The sequence below is a fragment of the Agromyces mediolanus genome (assembly GCF_014648575.1).
GTDB lineage: Bacteria > Actinomycetota > Actinomycetes > Actinomycetales > Microbacteriaceae > Agromyces > Agromyces mediolanus.
Genome location: NZ_BMRJ01000001.1, coordinates 49,263 through 70,937, shown reverse-complemented (window position 1 = coordinate 70,937; position 21,675 = coordinate 49,263). Strand labels below are relative to the sequence as shown.

Sequence of the window (21,675 nt, the reverse complement as noted above, 5' to 3'; positions counted from 1 at the left end):
GTTGCCCGACTTTCATGAAAGTCGGGCAACTCGGGAGGGAGAGCGAGCGCGGATGTCGCGGCTCAGACCTCGCCGCGACGACGACGCGCGACGAGGAGCGCGGCGCCGCCGCCGAGCACGACGAGGAGCGCGGCACCGGCCAGCCAGCCGCCGTCGAAGCCCGTGTGCGCGAGCGCGCCGTCGCCGGAACCCTTCGCCCCGCCGGCGGAACCGTCGATGCCGCCGGTCCCGTCCGCCGCCGTCACCGTCAGCTCGGCCGCGACCTCGCTGCCGTCCGCCGCGATCGCGACGAGGCGGTGCGCACCGGGCGCGGTCGTCGCGGGGATCCTCGCCGTGAAGCGCAGCGCCCCGGCCTCGTCGACCTCGACCGAACCGAGCGCGACCGGCGTGCTGCGCAGCTCGAAGCGCACGGTGCCGCCGGGCACGAAGCCGGCACCCGTGACGCTCACGGTGCCGCCCGCGGCGACCGTCGAAGTGCCGAGCACGAGGCTCGCCTGGCCCGGCTGGGGCTCCTCGTCGTCCGGGAAGACCTCGTCGGCCTGGCCGAGGCGCAGGAACACCGTCTCGCCCGTGGCATCCTTCAGGCCGTCGTTGTCGGTCACCGCGTACAGCGCACCGTCGGCCGCCGTCGCGAAGCCCTCGAGCTTCTCCTGCGTCCAGCCGCCGGTGGCGCGGAGCGCCGGCAGCACGTCGACCGCCGTGGACTTCTCGAGCATCGGCAGTGCACCGGCGAGGCCGGCGAGGCCCGAGGCATCCGCCGGCACGTCCACCCGGGTGATCCGCTTGACCTGCGCGGCCGGGCCGTTCAGCTTGTCCCGCTCGATGATCGCGAAGGTGTCGTCGTCGATCGCGGTGATCTCCGAGAGGCCGAGCCAGTCGCCCGCGACCGCCGTGTGCTCGAGGCGGTAGCCGAACCAGCTCCACTCCCCCGTCGCCGGGTCGAGCCGGCCGATGCGCGCCACGTCGTCACCCTCCACGGCGCCCGCGGCGGGGTTCGCCGGGTCGGTCCACAGCGGCCGCTGCAGTACCGCCCAGACGCGGAGGTCCGCACCGGCGCCGGTCGTCGTGACGCCCTCGAAGCCCCACTTGCCGACGTGCGCCGCGATCTCGGCGGGCAGCGGGAAGCTGTCGACGACGGCACCCGAGGCATCCGTGCGCTTCAGCACGTTTCCCGCGCCCGTCGCGCCCTCGACGGCGAGCCAGAAGCCGCCGTCCTCGGCGACGGCCAGGCCCTCGACGTCGAGCGCGGCGGGCGCGCCGCCCTCGGTGATCGCGAGCGAGCCCGTGATCCGGGCCGGCGTATGCGCGACGTCCACCGTGAACACCGTCGCGGGCGAGAGCACCGAGTCGCTCGCCGCGTACACGCGGGCGGCGTCCGTGGGGTGGCCGGCCAGGGCGCCGAGCGCCGACCAGCCGATCGGCGCGCCGCCGACGACGTCCGAGACGATGCTGGGCTGCGCGGCGGCGCCGACGGGCGCCTGCGCGGTCGCGTCGCCGAAGGCGTACAGGTTCACCGAGGCGCGCACGCCGACCGCGGCGGCGTCGGTCTCGCTCGAGACGACGAGCAGATCGCGCTCCGGCACGGGCAGGATGCCCTCCGGCCCGTTGGTCGAGAACAGCAGCTGCCGGAAGGCGGGGGATGCCGGGTCGCTCACGTCGTACACGGCGACGAAGTTCGAGCGCTCGCTCGCGACGAAGGCGTAGGGCACGCCGTCGAACTCGGCGACCGCGATGCCCTCAGGCTCCGCGCCCTTCTTCGCGGCGCGGTCCTCGTTGTGCAGGCCGTGCTGGACGGCGAGGTTCGCGAAGGTGTTGCCGGCGTCCCAGACCACGGCGCCAGTCGCCGCGTCGAAGACGGTCCAGCCGCGGGTGCCGCCCTTCCAATCGCCCTCGTTCGCGGTCGCGAGGCGGTCGTCGCCGATCCAGGCGATGGCGTCGGGTTCGCGCGGCGTCGCGGGGATCGAGCCCGAGAGGTCGATGCGGCCGTCCTTCGCGACATCGATGCCGCTGACCGCGACCGAGCCGGCGGAGAAGGCGCGGGTGACCTCGAGCGTCGGCAGGTCGATGATCGCGACGCCGTTGTTCTCCTGCAGGGTGACGGCGAGCTCGTTGCGCGAGTTGATCGTGACGTATTCGGGCTCGGGGTCCTGCGGGGTGTCGAGGCCGGCGGCCGCCAGCACCGGGATCGGGGCACCGGTCTCGTCGACGAAGGGCACGGCGTCGACCGTCCACGCGGCGGGGTCGGCCGGGTCGACGAGGCCGAGCACCTGCACAAAGCCGGCGGGAAGCTGCGGCAGGTCGCCCTTCTTGCCGCCGGCGGGCTTGAACTCCTCGTCGCGCTGGTTCTCCATCGCGATCGCGGCGTACGCGCCGTCCTTCGAGATCGCGATCGAGTCGGGCTGCCCGCCGAGGTCGATCGAGCGCACCAGGCTGCGGTCGCTCGCGCGGAGCACGTCGACGCGCCCCTTGGGGTTCACGAAGTCGCCGCCCGTCTCGTCGATGACGACGAGGACGAAGTCGCCGTAGGCGGCGACGGAGGTCGGCTGGTCGTCGGCGTGGCCGAGCTCGGCGAGCTCGACGGTGCCCGTGCCGACCGGGTTCGCCGGGTCGCTGACGTCGAGGAAGCCGATGCGCTTGCCGAGGGCGTCGGTGTACACGACGGTGCCGTCGTCGGTGATCGTCGAGATCTCGGCGACGGTGGCGGCGGCCGGGTCGACGCCCGCCGGCACGTTCTGGAAGACGGGATACGTCGCGGTGCGGACGAAGGCGCCGGAGGCCGCGGGCTCGGCGGCGGCAGCGATCGCGCCGCCCGACACGAGCCCGGCGGCGGCCAGGCAGGCCACGGCGAGCGCGGCGGCGGACAGGGGACGACGAGCGGGCATGCGGGCACTCCGGTGGGTCGCGGCGGGCGGGGTTCGGCGCCAGCGTGCTGGCGCCCGGTGGCGCGGGAGTGCCCGCCGGGTGTCGCGCGGGCGTCCGGCCGGTGTCCGCTCGGTGAACCGGTGCGGCGCATCGGTTCACCGGGTGCCGAGCGGCTTCGCGCCCGCCGTGTGACTTCGGGCGACCAGATTCGAGCGATTTGCCCCCCATTTCATGAGCGCAATCGGTCGCTTCTGCTGCTACCGTCGATGCTTGGGCTACCACAGCGGCTCGCGCCGATTGCGAGCCGATACCCGACAGGAGGACGGCGATGTACGACGAGACGGCAACTCCACGGCCAGCCGGGCGAGCCGGCAAGCGAATCCGCCGAGCGCTGCTCGCCGCCGCCCTCGGCGTCGCGATGTGGTTCGGCGCCGGCGAAGCGGCACTCGCGGCCTCCGCTCCGGCTGCCGATACCACGTACACCGTCGACCCGGACGGCATCACCGACCCGGCGATCGTCGCGGCCGTCGTCGCCGCGCAGCAGGTTCCCGACGGGATGGTGCTCCACTCGATCGGCATCTACCCGAGGCCCGACGATCCCACTCGGTACACCACCAGGGTGTGCTACGGGAGTGGACGGTTGTTCGGCTGCCTCACCGGCACCTGGGCGAACCCGGACGCCGTGGATCCCGGAGGCCCGGTGGACCCGGTGGATCCGGTGGACCCCGTCGATCCGGTGGACCCCGTCGACCCTGTCGATCCGGTCGACCCCGTCGACCCTGTCGATCCCGTCGACCCGGTCGATCCCGTCGATCCCGTGGACCCCGTCGACCCCGTCGACCCGGGCACGCCGGCCTCGCCGGAGGCCCCCGCGACTCCGAACGACCCCGTCCCCGTCGCCCCCGCCGAGGCCGCGACGCCCGCCGTCGACCCGCCGTCCCCGAACGCCGCCTCCGCGGGCGCGGAGCCGGCTCGACTGGCCGAGACCGGCGGCGAGTTCGCCTGGGCCGCCCTCGGCGCGATCGCCGCACTCCTCGCGGGCGGCTCGCTGCTCGGCCTCCGCACGCCCCGCGCGCGTCGCGGCGGATCCCGCTGAGCCGCGGTGACTGGGAACCGCACCCCGGCGCCGGGAGGCCGCAGGCGCATCGGGCGGCTCCTCGCCGGCGCGGCCGCGGCGCTCACGCTCGGCGGCGTGCTCGGCGGCTGCGCACCGAGCGGGCCCGACGCGGGCGCCGAGCAGGCCGCGGCCGGCTACCTCGCCGAGCTCGGCGAGTGGTCTGCGGAGCTCACGCTGGCCGCACCGAGGGCGAAGACCTGGACGCAGGGCGAGATCGACGCGGCCGACGGATCGGGCGCGGAGCTCGCAGACGAGACCGGGCTGGGCGACGTGCTCGAACTGGCCCCCGAGCTCGAGCAGTTCGACGCCGACACGGTCGAGCGCACCCCGAGCTACCGCGACGCTGCGGCCGTCGCCGAGCGGGTCGGGGCGGTGCTCGATGAGCTCCGCAGCCTCGAGCCCGCGGCGGTCAAACAGCTCCGCGCCGCCGGAGCCGCGACCTCCCTCGTCGCCTTCGACCTCTACAGCGAGACGTACGGCGGACCGGCGACCCGGCGGCTCGAGGCCTACTCGGCCGCGCTCGACGCCGGCATCATCAGCGAGGAGGGCCGGGCCATCCAGCGCGAGGCCGACGCCGCGTTCGCGCGCGAGCGCATCGGCTTCCTCGACACCGCGATCGAGGCGATGCGCGGCACCCCGGAGGGCGCCGACGAGCCGCTCATCCCGGACGCCCCGATCGGCCGCTCGGTCGGAGCCTTCGTCGTCGACTGGTACGAGGAGGACCGGGCGTTCGAAGAGCGCGCCCTCGCCCAGACCGAGCAGTGGACGCGCACGCCCGGGATGTACGGCGAACTCTGGGGGTTCGAAGACCTGTCCTCCGCGTTCCGCGTGGCGGTCGAGCACGCGGGCGAGCTCCGCCCGCGGTATGCGGAGATCATCGCGACGCTCGTCGACGACGCCGAGGCCGGCCGCGCGCCGACCGCGGCCGCCGGCGACGCCTACCGCGCGCTGCTCATCGACGGATACCTGCCCTGGGGCGATGCGGCGGAGGGCCCGAATCACGCGATCGACCGGCTGTGGATGCTGTGGCGCATCCGCGAGCTCGACGGCACGTCCGAGGAGGCCTACGCCGCGGCGCGCGCCGCGCTGCTCGAGGAGCTGAACCGGGGCATCCCCGAGGGCACCGTCCGGGATCACCGGCCAGGCGGGACCCGCGCACTCGTCGCGGTCGGTGCGATCGTCGACCAGACCGAGGCGAGTCCCGACGACGCCGACGCGGACTGGGAGCCGATGCTCGGCCGCATCGCGGAGCTGCTCGCCTTCGCCGCGCACCTCCGCGAGGAGCCCATGATGGCCGAGGTCGCGGCGGACTACGACGCGATGGTGGCGGAGCTGGAGGCGGCCCGCGACGAGCTGGCCGCCCTGCGCGAGCATCCCGACCCCGATGCGGGCGAGCTCGCAGCAGACTTCGAGGTGAGCGTGGCGTTCATCCGGTTGAACGGCGAGCTGCAGGAACGCCTCGTCCCACTGCTCAGCCCGAGCCTGTCGCTCCTCGACGACGACGCCCGCTTCTCGGCTCGGCTCGCGGAGCTCATCGAGGCCACCGCCCCCGAGGCATCCGCCGCGTCGGACTCCTAGACGACCTCGGCGAGCAGCCCCGCCTCCGGCGCAGCCGTGCCGGGCAGGGCGAGCCAGGCCCGCGACAGCGCCTGCACCGCCTCGTCGATGGTGTCGGGCGTCAGGCAGATCGGCAGCCGCAGGTAGCGCTCGAACGCGCCGTCGATGCCGAAGCGGGGGCCGGCCGCGATGAGCAGGCCCTGCGCCCGGGCGGCGAGCGCGAGCTGCGAGCTGACCGGCGCGCCGAGCCCGATCCAGGTCGCGATGCCGCCGTCGACGTGCGGTACGTGCCAGCCCGGGAACGCCTCGGCCAGCCTCGCCTCGAGGAGGTCGCGGCCCTGACGGAGCTCGGCGCGGCGGAATGCGAGGATCTCGTCCATGCCGCGCACCAGCCGGGTCGCGATGAGCTGCTCGAGGATGGGCGTGCCGAGGTCGCCCGGGGCGCGGATGGCCACGAGCCGGCGGATGAGCGCGGGCTCGGCGCGGATCCAGCCGACGCGGATGCCGCCCCACGCCGTCTTGCCGAGCGAGCCGACGAGCACGGCGGAGCCGACGGGGCCGTAGGCCGCGAACGGGCGGAGAGCGACCTCGCGGTCGAGGTCGAGCTCGGCGGTCGTCTCGTCGGCGATGATCACGGCCCCCTGGCGGGCGGCCGCATCGAGCACTCGCGCGCGGCCGTCCTCGTCGAGGGAGCGGCCGGTCGGGTTCTGGAAGTCGGGCATGAGGTACGCCGTCGAGGGATTGGCATGGCCGAAGGCGCGGACGAGCGCACCCACCTCGTCGTCGACGTCGAGCCCGCCGGAATCGTGCGGGGCGACTGGCACCGGAACGAGCCGGGCGCCGGCGGCGCGCAGGGCCTCGTAGGCGTGCGGGTACGTCGGCGCCTCGATGACGGCGCGGTCGCCGCGGCCGACGAGCACCTTCGAGAGCAGCCCGATCGCGTGCTGCGCGCCGATCGTCACCATCACCTGCTCGGGTGCGGTCGGCAGCCCGCGCGCGGTGTACCGCTCGGCGATCGCGAGGCGCAGCTCGGGCAGTCCGACCGGGTCGAAGCCCGAGCCGGCGAGCTGCGCGGGCAGCTCCTCGACGGCGTCGCGGGCCACGTCGGCGAGCCAGGGCAGGGCCGGCGGGGCGGCCTTCGACAGGTCGAGGTGCTCGGCGGCGGGCGGCGCGGGCAGCACCGCGGGCGCACCGGGAAGGCGCGTGACGCTGCCGGAGCCGCGGATGCTGCGCAGCAGGTCCTGCTCGCGCAGCCGCCGGTACGCGGCGGCGACCGTGGTGCGGCTCGCACCGAGCCGCTCGGCCAGCTCGCGCTCGGCCGGCAGCCGCGTGCCGACGCTCACCCGGCCGTCGAGCACGAGCAGGCGCACCCGGTCGGCGAGGGCGGCGTACGCGGGACCGCTCGGCCCCGTGCCGGCGTCGCGCCAGTCGCCGAGCAGGGTCACGAGCGCGCGTGCGCTGATCGAGGCATCCGCCATGCGATCCACTTTAGGAGAATTGGCCTCTTGTCGACAGTCCAATTCTGGAATTGGATGGCTCTCATGCTCCGCCGGATCCCTCAGCTGCTCATCGGCCTCGTCCTCTACGGCATCGCCGACGCCATGATGATCCGCGCGGCCCTCGGCGTGGACCCCTGGACCGTCTTCGCCCAGGGCCTCTCCCACCTCACCGGCATCGGCATCGGCTGGCTGACGAACATCGTCGGCCTGCTGGTGCTGCTGCTGTGGATCCCGCTGCGGCAGCGCCCCGGGATCGGCACGGTGCTGAACATCCTGCTGATCGGGCCGAGCATCGAGCTCGGGCTCTGGCTCATCCAGACTCCGCCGGAGCTCTGGCAGCGCATCCTGCTCTTCACGGGCGGCCTGCTGCTGCTCGCCGTCGCGAGCGGCCTCTACATCGGCAGCCGCTTCGGCCCCGGCCCGCGCGACGGCCTGATGACCGGCATCCACGCGCGCACCGGCTGGCCGATCTGGGTCGGCCGCACCATCGTCGAGGTCACCGTGCTCGGCATCGGCTGGCTGCTCGGCGGCGACGTCGGCTTCGGCACCGTCGCGTTCGCGATCCTCATCGGCCCGCTCTGCGGGGTCACGCTGCCGCTCCTCGCCGTGCCCGAGCGCCGCCCGGCGGGCGCCTCGCCGACGGCAGCGCCGCCGACGGATGCCTCGCCGGAGGATGCCTCGCTTCAGGCGGCTGCGCCGACGCATCCCACCGCCGCCGCGCCGCACTGAGCGGCGCCCACCGACCGCTGCGGCCCCCAGGCCGGGACACCTCGGGGGCCGCAGCGCACCCGCTCCCGCACTCCAGATGCACGAGTTGCCCGACTTTGATGAAAGTCGGGCAACTCGGAGCGAAACCAGCGCGAGCTCAGAGCTCGCGCTCGGCGTAGGCGCGCAGCGCGTCGCGGACGAACTCCGCGCCGGCATGGCCGCCGTAGTTCGCGCCGAAGCGCGGGTCGGCGACGTACATCTCGCCGAGGCCGAGCACGTAGCCCTTGACGTCGCCGCCGGGCACCGCCGCGGGCGTGCCGGGCACGCCCGTCAGCCACTCGACGTGGCGCTTCGCGAGCGCCTGCGCCTCGGCGCCGTCCGGGGCGAGCCCGGATTCGGCCGCCGCGGTCCAGTCGCGGGAGAGCTCCGCCGTGCGGGCCTTCCATTCGCGCTGGCCGGTCTCGCCGAGTCCGCGCCACCAGCGGTCGCCCGCCGCGTACGCCTCGGCGCCCCAGCGCTCCTCCACTTCCGCGCGGTGCACGGTGTGGTCGAAGCCGTCGAACATCTCGTCTGCCATCAGTCGTTCACCTCCTTCCAATGCCGTGATGGTCCTCTCGACCGACGCGATCTGCCGCGCCAGCCGGCCTTGCTCCTGCCGCAGCCAGCCGAGATGGGCCCCGAGTGCGCGCGCCTCGTCGGCGTCGCCCTCGAGCACCTCGGCGATGGCGGGCAGGCCGAGCCCGAGCTCGCGCAGCAGCAGGATCCGTTGCAGCCGCACGAGCGCGCGCTCGTCGTAGTGGCGGTAGCCGTTGCCGGCGACCCTCGTGGGCGCGAGCAGGCCGATGTCGTCGTAGTGCCGCAGGGTGCGGCTCGTCGTCCCGGCGAGCTTCGCGATCTCTTGAATCGACCAGTCCACGTCTCAACCTCCGAGATTCACGGTAGAACTTGACGTTACGTCAAGGTCAAGCAGTGCTGCCTGAGTTTTCCCCGACACCCCTTGCACCAGCCCGAGACGCGATATATCGTGTCGTACGTAAACGCGATATATCGCGTCATCGTCCAGCAAGGAGTCGTAATGTCCATCGAGAAGTGGGTGATCGCCCCCGGCGAGTCCCGGATCATCGACCTCGAGCTCGTCCGCAAGCTCAAGGTGAGCCTCATCGGCGGCAAGGTCGACGTCATCGCGCACGACGAGCCCGGCGCCCGCGTCGAGGTCTCGACGGTCACGGGCAAGGAGCTCGCCGTCTCCATCGACGGCGACGTGCTCGAGATCGACCACCCCCAGCTGCGCTGGGACAACTTCATCGAGGCCTTCAAGGGCTGGGCGGGCAACGCCAAGGCCGAGGTCTCGATCCTCGCCCCGCGCCACGTCGCGCTGCAGCTCGGCGTCGTCTCCGGCGACGCCCTCGTGTCCGGCTTCGACGGCGACGCGAAGCTCAGCACCGTCTCCGGCGAGCTCGTCATCGACAACCACGACGGCGACCTCGAGCTGTCCGGCGTCTCCGGCGAGATCTCGGTCGGCAACCACGTCGGCCGCATCACCGCCCACACGGTGTCGGGCGACATCATCGCCACGGGCGAGATCACGAGCTTCAACGCCGACTCCGTCTCGGGCAACATGATCGTCGACGCGCACGGCACCCCCGACCGCATCGACACGAACACCGTCTCGGGCGACCTCACGGTGCGCTTCGCCGGCGGCGCCGGCGCCCGCTACCGCATCAACACCGTCGCCGGCACGCTCGTGCTCGACGACATCACGGTGAAGGGCATGCGCGGCAAGGGCTTCGAACGCGTCGTCGGCGAGCTCGCCGGCACCTGGCTCGACCTCGGCGCCAACAGCGTCTCGGGCAATATCTCGGTTCTGCGCCGCACGGTCGCGGAGACCGCGGATGCCTCGTCAGCGGCATCCTCCGACGAGGCATCCCGATGACCCCGCCGGTCTTCGCGCACGGCAGCCTGCGCCTGTACCTGCTCGCCCTCCTCGAGGAGCGTCCGCGGCACGGCTACGAGCTCATCCAGGCCCTGTCGGAGCGTTTCGGCGGCACCTACTCCCCGAGCGCCGGAACCATCTACCCGCGCCTCGCGAAGCTCGAGGAGGAGGGGCTCGTCACGAAGACGAGCGACGGCCGCAAGTCGATCTACGAGATCACCGACGCCGGCCGTGCGGAGCTCGACGCCCGGCGGCACGAGCTCGACGACATCGAGAACGACGTCACCGACTCCGTGCGCCGGCTCGCGCAGGACGTGCGGCAGAACGTCGACGACGCGATGCGCTCGCTCCGCGCCGAGCTCGCGAGCGCCGCCCGCGAGGCGAAGCGCTCCGCGACGAGCGTGCGGAGCGAGACCATCAACCTGCACGCCGACTCGAACCGCGCCGTGCACGAGGCCGACGTGGTGCTGAACGAGTTCCGCCAGCAACTGCGCACCGAGCTGCGGCGGCAGGCGAGCCGTGGGCGGGTCGCCCCCGCCACCGTGGACCTGCTGCGGGCCCGGCTCGCCGAGGTCCGCGCCGAGGTGCTCGGCACCTTCGCCGAGCGCTGATCCGGCAGGGCGGCGCTACCCTCGACACGTGCGCAACATCCTCGCGGTCGCCGTCGGCGGGCTCCTCGGCACCGGACTGCGCCTCGTCTTCGACCTCGCGTTCCCGCACGCCGACCACGAGTTCCCGCTGGAGACGCTGCTCGTCAACCTCGCGGGGGCGTTCGCGCTGGGCTGGCTCGCCGGCGGGCTCTGGCGCCGCCCCTCGACGCCCGCCTGGCTGAAGGCCGGCGTCGGCTCGGGCGTGCTCGGCTCCTTCACGACGCTGTCGGCCGTGATGGCCTCGCTCGTCGTGCTGGAGCGCGAGGGCGAGCACCTCACCGCGGCGCTCTACCTCGTGATCTCCGTGCTCGCCGGCCTCGCGGCCGCGGCGGCGGGACTGTGGCTCGGCTCGCGGATCGGCCGCCGCCGCATGCCGGACACGATCACCGACTCCGGGGAGACGCTGTGACCGCCCTCAGCCCGCTCGTCATCGCGACCGTGCTCGTCGCGGGCAGCCTCGGCGCCGTCATCCGCTATCTCCTATCGCGGCGCTTCCCGGTGCGACCGGGACACCTGCCCGGCGGCATCCTGATCGTGAACGTCGTCGGCTCGGCGGTCGCCGGCGTCGTGCTCGGGCTCGCGGAGCGCGCCGCGGTCTCGGCCGATTGGCGGCTCATCCTCGTGACCGGGTTCTGCGGCGGGCTCACCACGTTCAGCACCTGGAGCGTCGAGACGATCGAGCTCCTCGACGGCGGCCGCTGGCGGGCCGCCCTCCTCAACGTCTTCGTGACCCTCGTGCTCGGCTTCGCGGCCGCCGGCGCCGGGTACCTCCTCGCCCGCTGACCGCCCGCTGCGCCATCCCGTCCCGGCGGTCCGGCATCCCGGCCGTGCGAGTCGCACGACGATCCGGCCGAGGCGCCGGCTGAGGTGGCGCGCCGGCGCATCCGTCGTGCAACTCGCCCGCCAGAGACCCGCCACCCCCTCGAGTTGCCCGACGTTCATGAAAGTCGGGCAACTCGAGGGAGGAGTGCAGGGACGGCTCAGGCCTCGGGGCCGCGGCGACGGGCGCGCGCGAAGACGACGATCGCGGCGGCGAGGGCGGCGACGCCCAGGATGCCGCCCGCGATGCCGGCGATCGCCCAGCCGTCGGGGCCGGCGGAGGCCTCGTCGTGCTCGGCCGCGGCCGCGTCGTCGTGCCCGTCGTCGCTCGCGGCTGCGTCGTCGTGCGGCGCCTCCTCGGTCCAGATACCGGTCGCCCCGGCCCCGACGCCGAAGTCGATCGTGCCGTCGATGACGTGCCCGTCGCTCGACACGGCGCGCCAGCGGACCTGGTACTCGCCGGAGAGGTCGGCCGGCAGGGTCGCGGTCACGTCGGGGCCGGCGACGGCGGCCTCGCCCGACTCGATCGCCTCGCCGTGGTGGTCGACGACCTCGATCGCGGTGCCGACGGGGATGATGTCGTCCGAGAAGGTCAGCTTCACCTCGGCGGGCGAGGCGTCGAGCACCTGACCGGGCTCCGGGCTGGAGGCGATCAGCTCGTCGTGCGCCGAGGCCGACTGGGTGTTGGCGAGGCCGAGCCAGGCGGTGGCGGCGAGCGCGACGGCGCCGAGGGCGAGCAGCCGGCGGGGTGAGGCGGTGCGCGCGGTGGCAGTGGTGGTGGCAGTGCGGTGCATGGGGAATTCCCGTCTTCGTGCGTCCGGGCGCAGGGGCCCGCGGACGCGAGTGGTGGCCGCGGTGCGGCCGGGTTCAGGCGAAGGCGGGGTGGCGCGGCGGGCCGCGGTGCCGGAGCTGGGCGAGGAGCTGACGGCCGCGCAGGCGCGCGCGGTCGCGGGCGAGCGGTCGCACGAGCGGGCCGGCGGGGACGGGGATGGCGGCGAGCGCGGATGCCTCGTCGACGGCGCGCACGAGCACGGCCCGGGCGGCGCGGCGCAGCGAGCGCCAGGCGGCGGCCTCGACGGCGAGCAGGTAGGCGACGGTGGCGAGCCAGGCGAGCACGTGGCCGAGGAGCATCGCGGCATCCGTGTGCCCGTGCCCGACGACGGCCGCACCGGAGGTGAGCGACCCCGCCGAGGCATCCGGCAGCATCGTCACGGTCGGGTGGTGCGCGTCCCCCGAGACGCGGAGCAGCGCGCCGCCACCGGCGCCCGCGCCGACGGAGAAGAGCAGGTGGAAGACGAGCTGGCTCGCCGCGGTCGCGAGCACCACGCGGAGGGGCGAGCTGCGCCGCCCGACGAGGGTGACCGACACGGCGAGCGCGACGAACGCGGAGAGCGCGAGCCCTGGCCAGCCGGGCGCCTCGCCCGCGGCGACGCCGTGCGAGAACGCCGCGAGGAACAGGGCCACCGCTGCGGCGGCGGCTCCGCGCGCGAGCTGCGTCGCACGGTTCACGTCTCGGTCCGATCTCGGCGTCTCGACCCGCCGGGAATCGGGCGGGATCCCCGCCGTCCGGCGGGATCGCGCTCAAGGGTAGCAAGCCGACTTGACAGCCGCCCCAGCGGGTGTAGTGTCGTCCGCCGTGACGAATGAGGCGGAGGAACCGCCTGCAGAACTGAAGTCGCCGAAGCACTGGATCATCGGCGACCCGTTGCCCACGGAGCGACTCGAGGGGCAACTGCTCCCGAAGCGCGTGGCGCTGCCCGTGTTCGCGAGCGACGCGCTCTCCTCGGTGGCCTACGCGCCGCAGGAGCTCCTCATGGTGCTCACGGCCGGCGGGCTCGCGTTCCTGGCCTTCGCGCCCTGGGTCGCGGCGGTCGTCGTGCTGCTGCTCGCGACGGTGGCGCTCAGCTACCGGCAGCTGATCCGCGCGTACCCCTCGGGCGGCGGCGACTACGAGGTGGCGCACAAGAACCTCGGCGAGAAGGCCGGCGTGCTCGTGGCCTCCGCCCTGCTCGTCGACTACGTGATGACGGTCGTCGTCTCGGTCGCGTCCGGCGTCGACAACATCATCTCCGCGTTCCCCGAGCTGAACCCGTGGCGGGTGGAGCTCGCGGTGCTCTTCGTGGTGCTGCTCGCGGCGGTGAACCTCCGCGGCGTGAGCGAGTCCGGCAAGGCGTTCGCCGTGCCGACCTACCTCTTCGCGGGGAGCGTGCTGCTGCTCATCGGCTCGGGCCTCGTGCAGATCCTGATGGGCAACCCGCCCGTCGCGGAGTCCGCGGCGTACCAGGTCGAGGGCGAGCAGCTCGCGCAGGCGGCCTTCGTCCTCCTGCTGCTGCGCTCCTTCGCGAGCGGATGCTCCGCCCTCACCGGTGTCGAGGCGGTCGCGAACGGCGTGCCCGCGTTCCGCCGGCCGAAGGTGCGCAATGCGCAGAAGACGCTGATGCTGATGGCGGGCCTCGCGATCGTGCTCTTCGTCGGCCTCACGACCCTCGCGCTCGTCTCCGGCGTGCACTACGCCGAGGACCCGTGCAGCCTGATCGGCTGGGACGAGTGCGCGACCGCGCCGCAGCCGAGCCTCATCGCGCAGATCGCGGCGGCGGTCTTCGGCAACGGCTCGATCCTGTTCTTCGTGATCCAGGCGGCCGCCGCCCTCGTGCTGCTCCTCGCCGCGAACACCGCCTTCAACGGCTTCCCGCTGCTCGGCTCGGTGCTCGCCCGCGACGGCTACGCGCCGAAGTCGCTGTCGACGCGCGGCGACCGGCTGATCTACTCGAACGGCGTCATCATCCTCGCGACGGCGGCGGCGATCATCCTGGTCATCTTCCAGGCCAACCTGACCCTGCTGATCCAGCTCTACATCATCGGGGTGTTCGTGTCGTTCACGCTCGGCCAGTCGGGCATGGTGCGGCACTGGCTCCGGCTGCTGCGCCAGCCCCCGGCGAGCCATCGGAAGCGGGGCCGACCGGGGCCCGCGGCCGACGACGAGCGGCCGATGACGCGCGGAGCGATGATCCGCTCGCTGTGCATCAACGCCTTCGGCGCGAGCCTGACCGCGGTCGTGCTCATCGTCGTGACGATCACGAAGTTCACGCACGGCGCGTGGATGGTCTTCCTGATGATGCCGATCCTGTTCCTGCTGATGCTCGGCGTGCACCGCTACTACCGCGACGTCGAGAAGGAGATCGAGGTCGACGCGACGACGACGTTCGGCTCGGCGGGCGATCACGCGATCGTGCTCGTCGGGCGGATGCAGAAGCCGACCCTGAAGGCCCTGGACTACGCGATCGCCGCGAAGCACGACAGCATCGAGGCGGTGCACGTCTCGATCGACGAGGAGCAGACGAAGCAGCTGAAGCGCGACTGGGTGAAGCAGAACATCCACGTGAAGCTGCGCATCCTCGCCTCGCCGTACCGCGACCTCAGCTACCCGCTGATCAAGTACATCAAGCAGCACCGCGAGGAGCACGGCTCCGAGGTCGTCACGGTGTACATGCCGCAGTACATCGTGGGCCACTGGTGGGAGAACATCCTGCACAACCACAAGGCGCGGCGCATCCGGCAGAAGCTCATGCTCGTGCACGGGGTCACCGTCGCGCTCGTGCCGTGGCTGCTCGACTCGAGCGATATGATCTACGGCCGCCGCTCCCGGCCGCTGCCCGGTCAGGACCGGCGCGGCGAGCCGGTGCGCCCGGTGCCCAGGCGTCCCGTGCCGGGCGCCGACGCGAACCGCCGGCGGTAGGCTCGCGAGCATGACGCTGGATGCCTCGGTGCGCGAGTTCCTCGACGGCGTGACGCACCCCGTGCGGCGCCGCGACGCCGAGACCCTGCTGGCGCTGATGTCCCGCGTGACGGGCGAGCCCGCGCGCATGTGGGGTCCGTCGATCGTCGCCTTCGGGGAGTACCACTACCGCTACCCGAGCGGCCGCGAGGGCGATGCGCCCGCGGCCGCGTTCTCGCCGCGGAAGCCCGCGACGACCGTCTACCTCGCCGACGGCGTCGGCGCGTACGAGGCGGAGCTCGCGACGCTCGGCCCGCACACCACGGGCGTTGGATGCCTCTACCTGAAAGACCTGGAGCAGCTCGACCTGGGAGTGCTCGAGCGCGTCGTCGCCGCCTCGTACGCGGTGGTCACGGCGGGCGACTTCGGCGGCCTCGCCCGCGACGGCGGCGCGTGACCGTGAGGCCGGCGGCGCGCGGCGGGGCCGTCGCCGCGACGTCCCTCGTCGTGCTCGGGCTCGCCTGCCAGGAGGTCGGCGCGGCGATCGCCGTCATCCTCTTCCCGAGCGTCGGACCGCTCGGCATGGTGAGCCTCCGCCTGGTGTTCTCGGCCGTCATCCTGCTCGCGATCGCCCGGCCGCGGCTGCGCGGCCGCAGCGGCGCCGACTGGCTGACCGTCGCGGGCTTCGGGCTCGTGCTCGCGCTCATGAACGCGCTGTTCTACCTCTCGCTGGAGCGGATCCCCCTCGGCGCGGCCGTCACGATCGAGGTGCTCGGGCCGCTCGCCCTCTCGGTGATCACGGGGCGGCGCGCCTCCTCGTGGCTGTGGGCGGGGCTCGCCGCGGTCGGTGTCGTGCTGCTCGGCCAGGGCAGCTTCGGCCACCTCGACCCGATCGGCGTCGCCTTCGCGGCCGGGGCCGGGGCGACGTGGGCGGGGTACATCCTGCTGTCGGCGCGCACCGGGCAGCGCTTCCCGCGCTTCGAGGGGCTCGCGCTGGCGATGGCCGTCGGGGCCGTCGCGGTGCTGCCGTTCGGCATCGCGAGCTCGGGAGCCGTGCTGCTGCGTCCGGAGGTGCTCGGCCTCGGTGCGGCGGTCGCGATCCTCTCCTCCACGATCCCGTACGCGCTGGAGCTGATCGCGCTGCGCCGGCTCCGCGCGGGCACCTTCGCGGTGCTGATGAGCCTGGCCCCGGCGATCGCGACCCTCACGGGCCTCCTGCTGCTCGGCCAGCGCTTCACCTGGGTCGGCGGGCTCGCCGTCGCGCTCGTCATCGCGGCCTCGGTCGGCGCGGTACGTCAGGCGCAGGCCCCGCCCGCGCCGCCCGCCGCAACGGGCTGAGCCGCTACAGCATCGCCATGATCTGCCGGGCGATCATGCGCCCGGCCCGGTTCGCGCCGATCGTGGAGGCCTGCGGCCCGTAGCCGGCGAGGAACACCCGGGGGTCGCCCCACGTCGCGCCCTGGCCGACCGTGACGCCGCCCGACTTCTCGCGCAGCTTCAGCGGGGCGAGGTGCCGCAGCTCGGGCCGGAAGCCCGTCGCCCAGATGATGACGTCGGCGCGCGCCTCCGTGCCGTCGTCCCACACCACACGATCCGCTTCGATGCGGTCGAACATCGGCTTCGCGACGAGCAGCCCGCGCTCGATGCCCGCGGCGATGCGGCGGTTCTTCGGCACGCCCGTGCCGCTCACGATGGAGGGCAGTGCTCGACCCGAGCGCGCCGCCTCGTCCTGCGCGGCGACGGCGGCCGAGGCGCCCTCGAGGTCGAGCTCCTGCCGGTCGAGCCAGTCGATCGGACGGCGGGAGACCCAGGTCAGGGATGCCGCGACGTCTTCGAGCTCGAGCATGAAGCCGATCGCCGAGGTGCCGCCGCCGACGACCACGACGTGCTGATCGCGCAGCGACTCGGCGTCGGTGTAGTCGGAGGTGTGCAGATGCCGGCCGCGGAAATCGGTCATGCCCGGGTAGTAGGGCACGAACGGCGAGCCCCAGGTGCCGGTCGCGTTCACCAGGATCTGCGTGTCGAGGGTGCCGCCCGGCTGCACGGGCGCGGCCGGCACGGCGAAGGTCTTGCGGCGACGGCCGAAGAAGCCGCGCACCTGCTGCTCCTCGGGGGCGGGTGCGGGCTCGTCGGGCGTGCGCAGGTCGCGGTAGGCGATGCGCAGGTCGGCGCCCTCGTTCGAGACGCGGCGCACCTCGATGGGCCGGTGCACCCGCAGCTCGTAGTGCTCCTCGAAGCGGCGGTAGTAGTCGGCGACGATCTCGCGGGCGGGCTGCGCGCGATCGGCGGTCTCGAAGCTGAGCCCCATCTCGGCCATGCCGGGCAGGTCGTTGACCTTGTGCGCGGTGCCGAGCTTCAGCGACGACCAGCGGTGCTGCCAGGCGCCGCCGGGGCCCGGCGCACGGTCGAGCACGACGAAATCCTCGTCGGCGACGAGCTCGAAGCGGCGCAGGTAGTACGCCACCGAGAGCCCCGCCTGACCCGCGCCGACGACCGCGACTTTGACGCGGGCGGGCGGGGAAGACATCACCCCTCCATCTCAGCATGAATCCGGCGGTCCGTGCAGCAGCATCAGGGGGTTCGCAGCCGAGAAGGCGAGCGTTCGTCGGTGCTAAACTTACGGCACGAACTATTTCCGCCAAGAACGAGCCGGGCGAAGCACATTCCGCCCGGCCAGAAGCCGTAAGGGGGTCACGCATGGGGCGCGGCCGTCAGAAAGCCAAGCACACCAAGGTCGCACGGGAGCTGAAGTACTTCAGCCCCGACACCGACTACAACGCGCTTGAGCGCGAGCTCGCGGGCTCGGACGATGACAAGTACGAAGACGATCTGTCGAAGTGGTCGGAGTATGCCGACGACGGCAGTGACCACTACGTCCCCGGCGACGGCTCCCAGCGGGCCTGAGACCGGTTCCCTCGCGACGCGCGGCTGACGTTCCGACGCTCGGCTGACACCCCGGCATCGCCGGGGTCTTCTGCGTGCGCGGGCACTGCCCCTGTCCTTCCGACTTGCCCGACTTTCATGAAAGTCGGGCAAGTCGGAAGGACGGGGGACTCCGCTCAGACGAGGCGGAAGACGCGGATGACGACGTGCCCGGGCTCGGGCCGCGCGTAGCCGACGAACTGCGACTCGACGAGCCATCCGAGTTCCGGATGCTCGGTGCGGAACCGGAACGCCGTGCGGTAGTAGAGCTCGCGCTCGCCCACCTCCTCGCCGGCGACGAGGCGTGCGTAGTTCGCCTCGTCGGTGCGCCAGACGCCGCGGTTGACGACCTCGACGCCGGCCGTGCCGTCGGCCACCTCCGCCTCGATCACGTAGCGGGCGTCGAGTTCGACCGTGAGCCCGCGCGCGACCCACCAGTCGCCGCCGCTGTTCAGCACCCGGCCCCGGAGCCTCGGCCCGTCGAAGTCGCCGCCGGAGACGCGGGCGAAGTGCAGGCCCTCCTCCGGCTCCGAACCGCCGAGCGGGATCGCCTCGTCGACGCGGCACCGCAGTTCGAAGCAGTACTCGAAGGCGGGTTCCATCAGGGGATCGTTCCGTTCGCTCATGGGCGTGCCCGCGCCGCCGCCGAGGCCCTGCTCGCCTCGCTCTGAGCCTCGACGAGCTCGCGCAGCCGCTCGAGCACCGGGACCGCGGCGACCAGAGCACGGCGCTCGTCGCCTTCGAGCCCCGCCGCCGCCTCGGCCACGAGCTCCCCGCTCGCCCGGTCGAAGCGCTCGAGCAGGTCGAGCGCGCGCTCGGTCGCCCGCACCGCGACCCGGCGGCCATCGCTGCCGCTCGCAGCCCGCTCGACGAGCCCGGCCTGTTCAAGCAGCTTCAGCAGATTGCTGACGGTCGAGCGCCCGAGCCCGAGCTCGGCGGCGAGCTCCCCCGGCGACTTCTGCACGCCGCGGGGCACGGCGCGCAGCAGCTCGATCTGGGCGTCGGGGATGTCGGGGAGCTCCGCCGCGGCGCGCGCGCCCTTGAGCAGCGCGCGCCGCAGCGGCGAGACGAGGAGGTTTAACCGGGCCAGCTCGGCCGAGCCATCCGCCGATCCCCCGTGCGCTGCTGCCATGCCCTCAGTGTGCCAGCCCCGCGAGCGCCGCGATCACGGCTCGACGCTCGCCGGCGTGAGCGAGGCTCGCTCGGTGAGCGCGGCGGGGTGGAAGCCGGCGGCGCGTTTGTACGCGTCGGCGATCTCGCGCAGCTCCGCCTCGGGGATGACGTCGTGGATGTCGGCGAAGCCCTCCGGCGCGCGCTCGTAAGCGAGCTGCATGACCCTCTCGGGCCCGAGCTGCCGGGTCATCGCGAGCAGCGCCGCGGTCGCCGGGCGGCGGTCGGCCTCGTAGGCGTCGAGCGCCGCGCGCACCGCGGCCGCGGTCTCGACGGCCCCCGCGGACGAGCCGAGCCCGCGCACCGCGCCGGCGAGGTGGAACGCGAGCGTGCGGGCGTCGAGGATGGCCTGCGAAGAGCCGTTCGAGCCGTTCGGGTACATGGCGTGCGCGGCGTCGCCGAGCAGCGTCGAGCTGCCCGCGCGCCAGTGCGGCAGGGGCTCGCGGTCGACCATGGGGTACTCGAGGATCTCGTCGGCCGCCGCGATGGTGGCCGGCACGTCGAGCCAGTCGAAGCGCCACTCGGCGAAGCGCTCGACGATGGGCGCCGGGTCGATCGGCACGTTCCAGTCGGCGAGCTCGCTCGCGCCCTCCGGCGCCCGCCGCTCGGCGATGAAGTTGACGCGCGTCATCCCGGTCTCCGCGGTCTCGCCGGCGAGCGGGTAGGCGACGAACTTCTGCTCGCCGTCGCCCGCCATGATCATCGTGCGCCCGTCGAGGTACGTGGGGATCGTCGCGGTGCCGCGCCAGAGGATGAGGCCGTTCCAGACGGGCCCGCCGTCGTCGGGGTGCTCCTGCGCGCGCAGCGCGGAGTGGATGCCGTCGGCACCGACGACGAGCTCGGCCTCGACCTCGTGGGCGGTGCCGTCGGGCCGCTCGAAGCGGGCCCGCTCCGAGTGCTCGCCGTGCTCGACCGACACCAGCCGGTGACCGGTGCGAATGGCCTCCGGCCCGAGCCGGCGGGCGACCTCGGCGGCGAGCAGCAGCTGGAACTCGCCGCGGTGCACCGAGAGCTGGGGCCAGGCGTAGCCGGCGTCGAGCCCGCGCGGCTCCGACCAGATGAGCTGCCCGAGGCGGTTGAAGTACGAGAGCCGGCTGGGCGCCACGCCGAGCTCGGCGACCGCATCGCCGAGCCCGAGCTCCGTGAGCTCGCGCACGGCGTGCGGCAGCAGGTTGATGCCGACGCCGAGGGGCCGCAGCTCCGCGGCCCGTTCGTACACCGCGATGTCGCGGAATCCTGCCTGGTGCAGGCTCAGGGCGGCGACGAGCCCCCCGATGCCGGCGCCCGCGATGACGATCTTCATCGTGTCCTCCTCGTCAGATGAACGTCCGAGCAGACAGTTTTGTCACAAAATTATCTCGCGTCAACTCCCCCCACCTCGACTTGCCCGACTTTCATGAAAGTTGGGCAAGTCGGCAGGGGTGGCCCGACTGACCCCCCATCTGAGTTGCCCGACTTTCATGAAAGTCGGGCAAGCCGGTGAGTGGGAGGTGGGGCTCAGGCGAGCCGGCCCTGTCCGGGCACCGCGGCGTTCCGCTCCGCGGCATCGCGGGCGGCCTCCAGCGCGGCCCCGGGGCCGTGGCCCGCGTCGAGCGCCGCGAGCAGCGCGCCGAAGAACGCGTCGCCGCTGCCCGCCGGGAACCGGCCGGCGGCCCGGGGCGCAGCGACCGCGAACCCGACCCCGCCGAGCAGCGCCGCGGCACCGCGCACGCCGTCCGTGACGACGGAGTCCGTACCGAAGCGCTCGGCGAGCGCCGCGCAGGCCGCCGCCGCGTCCGGCGGCGCCGCGCCGAGCAGTTCGGCGGCCTCGCCGAGGTTCACCTTCACGAGGTCCGCGATCCCGGCGAGCGCCGCGAGCGGCGCACCCGAGCTGTCGACGGCGAGGCGGGCGCCCGACGCGGCCCGCACCTCGCGCAGCAGCTCCCCCAGCTCGTCGAGCTGGATCCCGGCGGGCACCGAGCCGGACAGGGCGAGCCAGCGCGGTGCTGCGTCGGCCCCCTCGGCCCGGATCGCCTCGGCGAGCGCACGCCACTCCCCCTCGACGAACGGCGCGGATGCCTCGTACAGATCCGTGCTCGTCGGTCGATCGCCGTCCTCGACGATCGCCAGGCAGCTGCGGGTCTCGCCGGAGACCTCGACGAGCCGGGCCCCGACGCCCTCCTCGGCGAGCAGCGCGGCGACCCGTCTCCCCGTCGCGCCGCCGAGGGGAGCGACGAGACGCGCCGCGCCGCCGAGGGCCATCGCGACGCGGGCGGCGTTCAGCGCCTTGCCGCCGGGCACCGCGGTGACTCGGCGCGGGCGGGTGACGCCCCCGCGTTCGAGGCGGTCGACCTCGTACGTGAGGTCGAGGCTCGGCGACGCCGCCAGGAACAGGATCACGGCCGATCCGCCCAGGGCCGCAGCTCGCCGAGCGTGCGACCGGCGCCGTCGTGGAGCACGGCGAGCGCGGCGTCGGAGATCTCCTCCGGGGTGTGCCAGCGGGCGGCGCCGACGCCGGGCGCCCAGCCGAGCTGCAGCGTCCACGGACCGGGCTCCGGCGCGGGCGCGTCGGGCTCCTCGGGCGACGGGGCGGCCTCGGCGCTCGTGCGCACGAGTACCACCGGGCCGTCGACCGCGGCGCGCAGCACCGGCAGCGAGGCATCCGTCACCGCGGGGGCGTAGACGACGGCGCACGCCCAGCGCCGCGCCCCGAGCGCCCGGCGGAGGGCCGCGGCATCCCGCGC

Annotated in this window: 22 protein-coding genes; 11 read left to right on the top strand and 11 right to left on the bottom strand. The window is 73.7% G+C overall.

Annotation, left to right across the window (positions count from 1 at the left end; translation table 11 throughout):
• Window positions 1–62: 62 nt before the first annotated feature.
• Complete coding sequence (locus IEY71_RS00310; RefSeq protein WP_189083330.1) at window positions 63–2,882, bottom strand: esterase-like activity of phytase family protein; 2,820 nt, start codon at window positions 2,880–2,882, stop codon at window positions 63–65.
• Window positions 2,883–3,190: 308 nt separating this feature from the next.
• Between IEY71_RS00310 and IEY71_RS18240 the strand changes: the two genes are divergently transcribed.
• The gene (locus tag IEY71_RS18240; protein ID WP_229781653.1) at window positions 3,191–3,958 is read left to right on the top strand and encodes a hypothetical protein; all 768 of its coding nucleotides are present in this window, start codon (window positions 3,191–3,193) and stop codon (window positions 3,956–3,958) included.
• Between the two features lie 6 nt (window positions 3,959–3,964).
• Complete coding sequence (locus IEY71_RS00300; RefSeq protein ID WP_189083328.1) at window positions 3,965–5,557, top strand: hypothetical protein; 1,593 nt, start codon at window positions 3,965–3,967, stop codon at window positions 5,555–5,557.
• On the opposite strand, the gene yczR is transcribed toward IEY71_RS00300, so the two are convergent.
• Window positions 5,554–7,014 (bottom strand): MocR-like transcription factor YczR, encoded by a 1,461-nt coding sequence (gene yczR, locus IEY71_RS00295; protein ID WP_189083327.1) that lies wholly within the window; start codon window positions 7,012–7,014, stop codon window positions 5,554–5,556. The genes IEY71_RS00300 and yczR overlap by 4 nt on opposite strands.
• A 63-nt stretch (window positions 7,015–7,077) precedes the next feature.
• Between yczR and yczE the strand changes: the two genes are divergently transcribed.
• Window positions 7,078–7,764, top strand: coding sequence for a membrane protein YczE (gene yczE / locus IEY71_RS00290; RefSeq protein WP_229781467.1), 687 nt, complete (start codon window positions 7,078–7,080; stop codon window positions 7,762–7,764).
• Between the two features lie 136 nt (window positions 7,765–7,900).
• Here the strand turns inward: yczE and IEY71_RS00285 are convergent, their stop codons facing one another.
• Window positions 7,901–8,659: a MerR family transcriptional regulator gene (locus tag IEY71_RS00285; protein ID WP_189083325.1), complete on the bottom strand. Its 759-nt coding sequence runs from the start codon at window positions 8,657–8,659 to the stop codon at window positions 7,901–7,903.
• A 159-nt stretch (window positions 8,660–8,818) separates the two neighbouring features.
• Between IEY71_RS00285 and IEY71_RS00280 the strand changes: the two genes are divergently transcribed.
• From IEY71_RS00280 to crcB, 4 genes are read left to right on the top strand one after another with little or no spacing between them, the layout of a single operon-like run.
• Window positions 8,819–9,676: a DUF4097 family beta strand repeat-containing protein gene (locus tag IEY71_RS00280; protein WP_189083324.1), complete on the top strand. Its 858-nt coding sequence runs from the start codon at window positions 8,819–8,821 to the stop codon at window positions 9,674–9,676.
• Window positions 9,673–10,287: a PadR family transcriptional regulator gene (locus IEY71_RS00275; RefSeq protein WP_189083323.1), complete on the top strand. Its 615-nt coding sequence runs from the start codon at window positions 9,673–9,675 to the stop codon at window positions 10,285–10,287. Before IEY71_RS00280 ends, IEY71_RS00275 begins: the two co-directional genes overlap by 4 nt.
• Before the next feature lie 28 nt (window positions 10,288–10,315).
• The gene (locus IEY71_RS00270; protein WP_189083322.1) at window positions 10,316–10,735 is read left to right on the top strand and encodes a FluC/FEX family fluoride channel; all 420 of its coding nucleotides are present in this window, start codon (window positions 10,316–10,318) and stop codon (window positions 10,733–10,735) included.
• Entirely contained in the window at window positions 10,732–11,109 is a 378-nt protein-coding gene (crcB, locus tag IEY71_RS00265; protein ID WP_229781466.1) for a fluoride efflux transporter CrcB, read from the top strand. Before IEY71_RS00270 ends, crcB begins: the two co-directional genes overlap by 4 nt.
• A 197-nt stretch (window positions 11,110–11,306) precedes the next feature.
• On the opposite strand, the gene IEY71_RS00260 is transcribed toward crcB, so the two are convergent.
• Window positions 11,307–11,939, bottom strand: a complete 633-nt coding sequence (locus IEY71_RS00260) for a copper resistance CopC family protein (protein ID WP_189083321.1) — start codon at window positions 11,937–11,939, stop codon at window positions 11,307–11,309.
• Window positions 11,940–12,012: 73 nt separating this feature from the next.
• The gene (locus IEY71_RS00255; RefSeq protein ID WP_189083320.1) at window positions 12,013–12,654 is read right to left on the bottom strand and encodes a hypothetical protein; all 642 of its coding nucleotides are present in this window, start codon (window positions 12,652–12,654) and stop codon (window positions 12,013–12,015) included.
• Between the two features lie 127 nt (window positions 12,655–12,781).
• Here IEY71_RS00255 and IEY71_RS00250 point away from each other — a divergent pair, with 127 nt between their 5' ends.
• From IEY71_RS00250 to IEY71_RS00240, 3 genes are read left to right on the top strand one after another with little or no spacing between them, the layout of a single operon-like run.
• Window positions 12,782–14,881: an APC family permease gene (locus IEY71_RS00250; protein ID WP_229781465.1), complete on the top strand. Its 2,100-nt coding sequence runs from the start codon at window positions 12,782–12,784 to the stop codon at window positions 14,879–14,881.
• 10 nt (window positions 14,882–14,891) lie between these two features.
• Window positions 14,892–15,317 carry a DUF1801 domain-containing protein gene (locus IEY71_RS00245; RefSeq protein ID WP_189083319.1) on the top strand — a complete coding sequence of 142 codons (426 nt, stop codon included), beginning with the start codon at window positions 14,892–14,894 and terminating at the stop codon, window positions 15,315–15,317.
• The gene (locus IEY71_RS00240) at window positions 15,314–16,198 is read left to right on the top strand and encodes an EamA family transporter (RefSeq protein ID WP_189085169.1); all 885 of its coding nucleotides are present in this window, start codon (window positions 15,314–15,316) and stop codon (window positions 16,196–16,198) included. The genes IEY71_RS00245 and IEY71_RS00240 overlap by 4 nt, the downstream gene beginning before the upstream one ends.
• Window positions 16,199–16,202: 4 nt before the next feature.
• Here IEY71_RS00240 and IEY71_RS00235 read toward each other — a convergent pair whose 3' ends face one another.
• On the bottom strand, window positions 16,203–17,387 hold the full coding sequence (locus IEY71_RS00235; protein ID WP_189083318.1) for an NAD(P)-binding domain-containing protein: 1,185 nt from the start codon (window positions 17,385–17,387) through the stop codon (window positions 16,203–16,205).
• A 170-nt stretch (window positions 17,388–17,557) separates the two neighbouring features.
• On the opposite strand from IEY71_RS00235, the gene IEY71_RS00230 reads away from it, so the two are divergent.
• Window positions 17,558–17,764, top strand: coding sequence for a DUF3073 domain-containing protein (locus tag IEY71_RS00230; protein WP_189083317.1), 207 nt, complete (start codon window positions 17,558–17,560; stop codon window positions 17,762–17,764).
• A gap of 155 nt (window positions 17,765–17,919) precedes the next feature.
• On the opposite strand, the gene IEY71_RS00225 is transcribed toward IEY71_RS00230, so the two are convergent.
• The 5 genes from IEY71_RS00225 to IEY71_RS00205 all read right to left on the bottom strand — a co-directional run.
• On the bottom strand, window positions 17,920–18,384 hold the full coding sequence (locus tag IEY71_RS00225; RefSeq protein WP_229781464.1) for a DUF3237 domain-containing protein: 465 nt from the start codon (window positions 18,382–18,384) through the stop codon (window positions 17,920–17,922).
• A 20-nt stretch (window positions 18,385–18,404) separates the two neighbouring features.
• A complete protein-coding gene (locus tag IEY71_RS00220) occupies window positions 18,405–18,914 on the bottom strand; it encodes a MarR family winged helix-turn-helix transcriptional regulator (protein ID WP_189083315.1) in 510 nt (169 codons plus the stop codon).
• Window positions 18,915–18,947: 33 nt separating this feature from the next.
• A complete protein-coding gene (locus IEY71_RS00215; protein WP_189083314.1) occupies window positions 18,948–20,255 on the bottom strand; it encodes a flavin-dependent oxidoreductase in 1,308 nt (435 codons plus the stop codon).
• A gap of 194 nt (window positions 20,256–20,449) precedes the next feature.
• Window positions 20,450–21,331 (bottom strand): 1-phosphofructokinase family hexose kinase, encoded by an 882-nt coding sequence (locus IEY71_RS00210; protein ID WP_189083313.1) that lies wholly within the window; start codon window positions 21,329–21,331, stop codon window positions 20,450–20,452.
• The coding region (locus IEY71_RS00205) for a hypothetical protein (protein ID WP_229781463.1) at window positions 21,328–21,675 on the bottom strand (348 nt) is incomplete at its 5' end. The genes IEY71_RS00205 and IEY71_RS00210, both read right to left, overlap by 4 nt.

Excerpts from the sequence above, each read along its gene's own strand:
- yczE (WP_229781467.1), top strand. The coding sequence starts at position 7,078 with ATGCTCCGCCGGATCCCTCAGCTGCTCATCGGCCTCGTCCTCTACGGC.
- IEY71_RS00275 (WP_189083323.1), top strand. The coding sequence starts at position 9,673 with ATGACCCCGCCGGTCTTCGCGCACGGCAGCCTGCGCCTGTACCTGCTC.
- IEY71_RS00310 (WP_189083330.1), bottom strand. The coding sequence starts at position 2,882 with ATGCCCGCTCGTCGTCCCCTGTCCGCCGCCGCGCTCGCCGTGGCCTGC.
- IEY71_RS00220 (WP_189083315.1), bottom strand. The coding sequence starts at position 18,914 with ATGGCAGCAGCGCACGGGGGATCGGCGGATGGCTCGGCCGAGCTGGCC.
- IEY71_RS00215 (WP_189083314.1), bottom strand. The coding sequence starts at position 20,255 with ATGAAGATCGTCATCGCGGGCGCCGGCATCGGGGGGCTCGTCGCCGCC.
- IEY71_RS00245 (WP_189083319.1), top strand. The coding sequence starts at position 14,892 with ATGACGCTGGATGCCTCGGTGCGCGAGTTCCTCGACGGCGTGACGCAC.
- IEY71_RS00230 (WP_189083317.1), top strand. The coding sequence starts at position 17,558 with ATGGGGCGCGGCCGTCAGAAAGCCAAGCACACCAAGGTCGCACGGGAG.
- IEY71_RS00280 (WP_189083324.1), top strand. The coding sequence starts at position 8,819 with ATGTCCATCGAGAAGTGGGTGATCGCCCCCGGCGAGTCCCGGATCATC.
- IEY71_RS00225 (WP_229781464.1), bottom strand. The coding sequence starts at position 18,384 with ATGGAACCCGCCTTCGAGTACTGCTTCGAACTGCGGTGCCGCGTCGAC.
- IEY71_RS18240 (WP_229781653.1), top strand. The coding sequence starts at position 3,191 with ATGTACGACGAGACGGCAACTCCACGGCCAGCCGGGCGAGCCGGCAAG.
- yczR (WP_189083327.1), bottom strand. The coding sequence starts at position 7,014 with ATGGCGGATGCCTCGATCAGCGCACGCGCGCTCGTGACCCTGCTCGGC.
- IEY71_RS00260 (WP_189083321.1), bottom strand. The coding sequence starts at position 11,939 with ATGCACCGCACTGCCACCACCACTGCCACCGCGCGCACCGCCTCACCC.
- IEY71_RS00235 (WP_189083318.1), bottom strand. The coding sequence starts at position 17,387 with ATGTCTTCCCCGCCCGCCCGCGTCAAAGTCGCGGTCGTCGGCGCGGGT.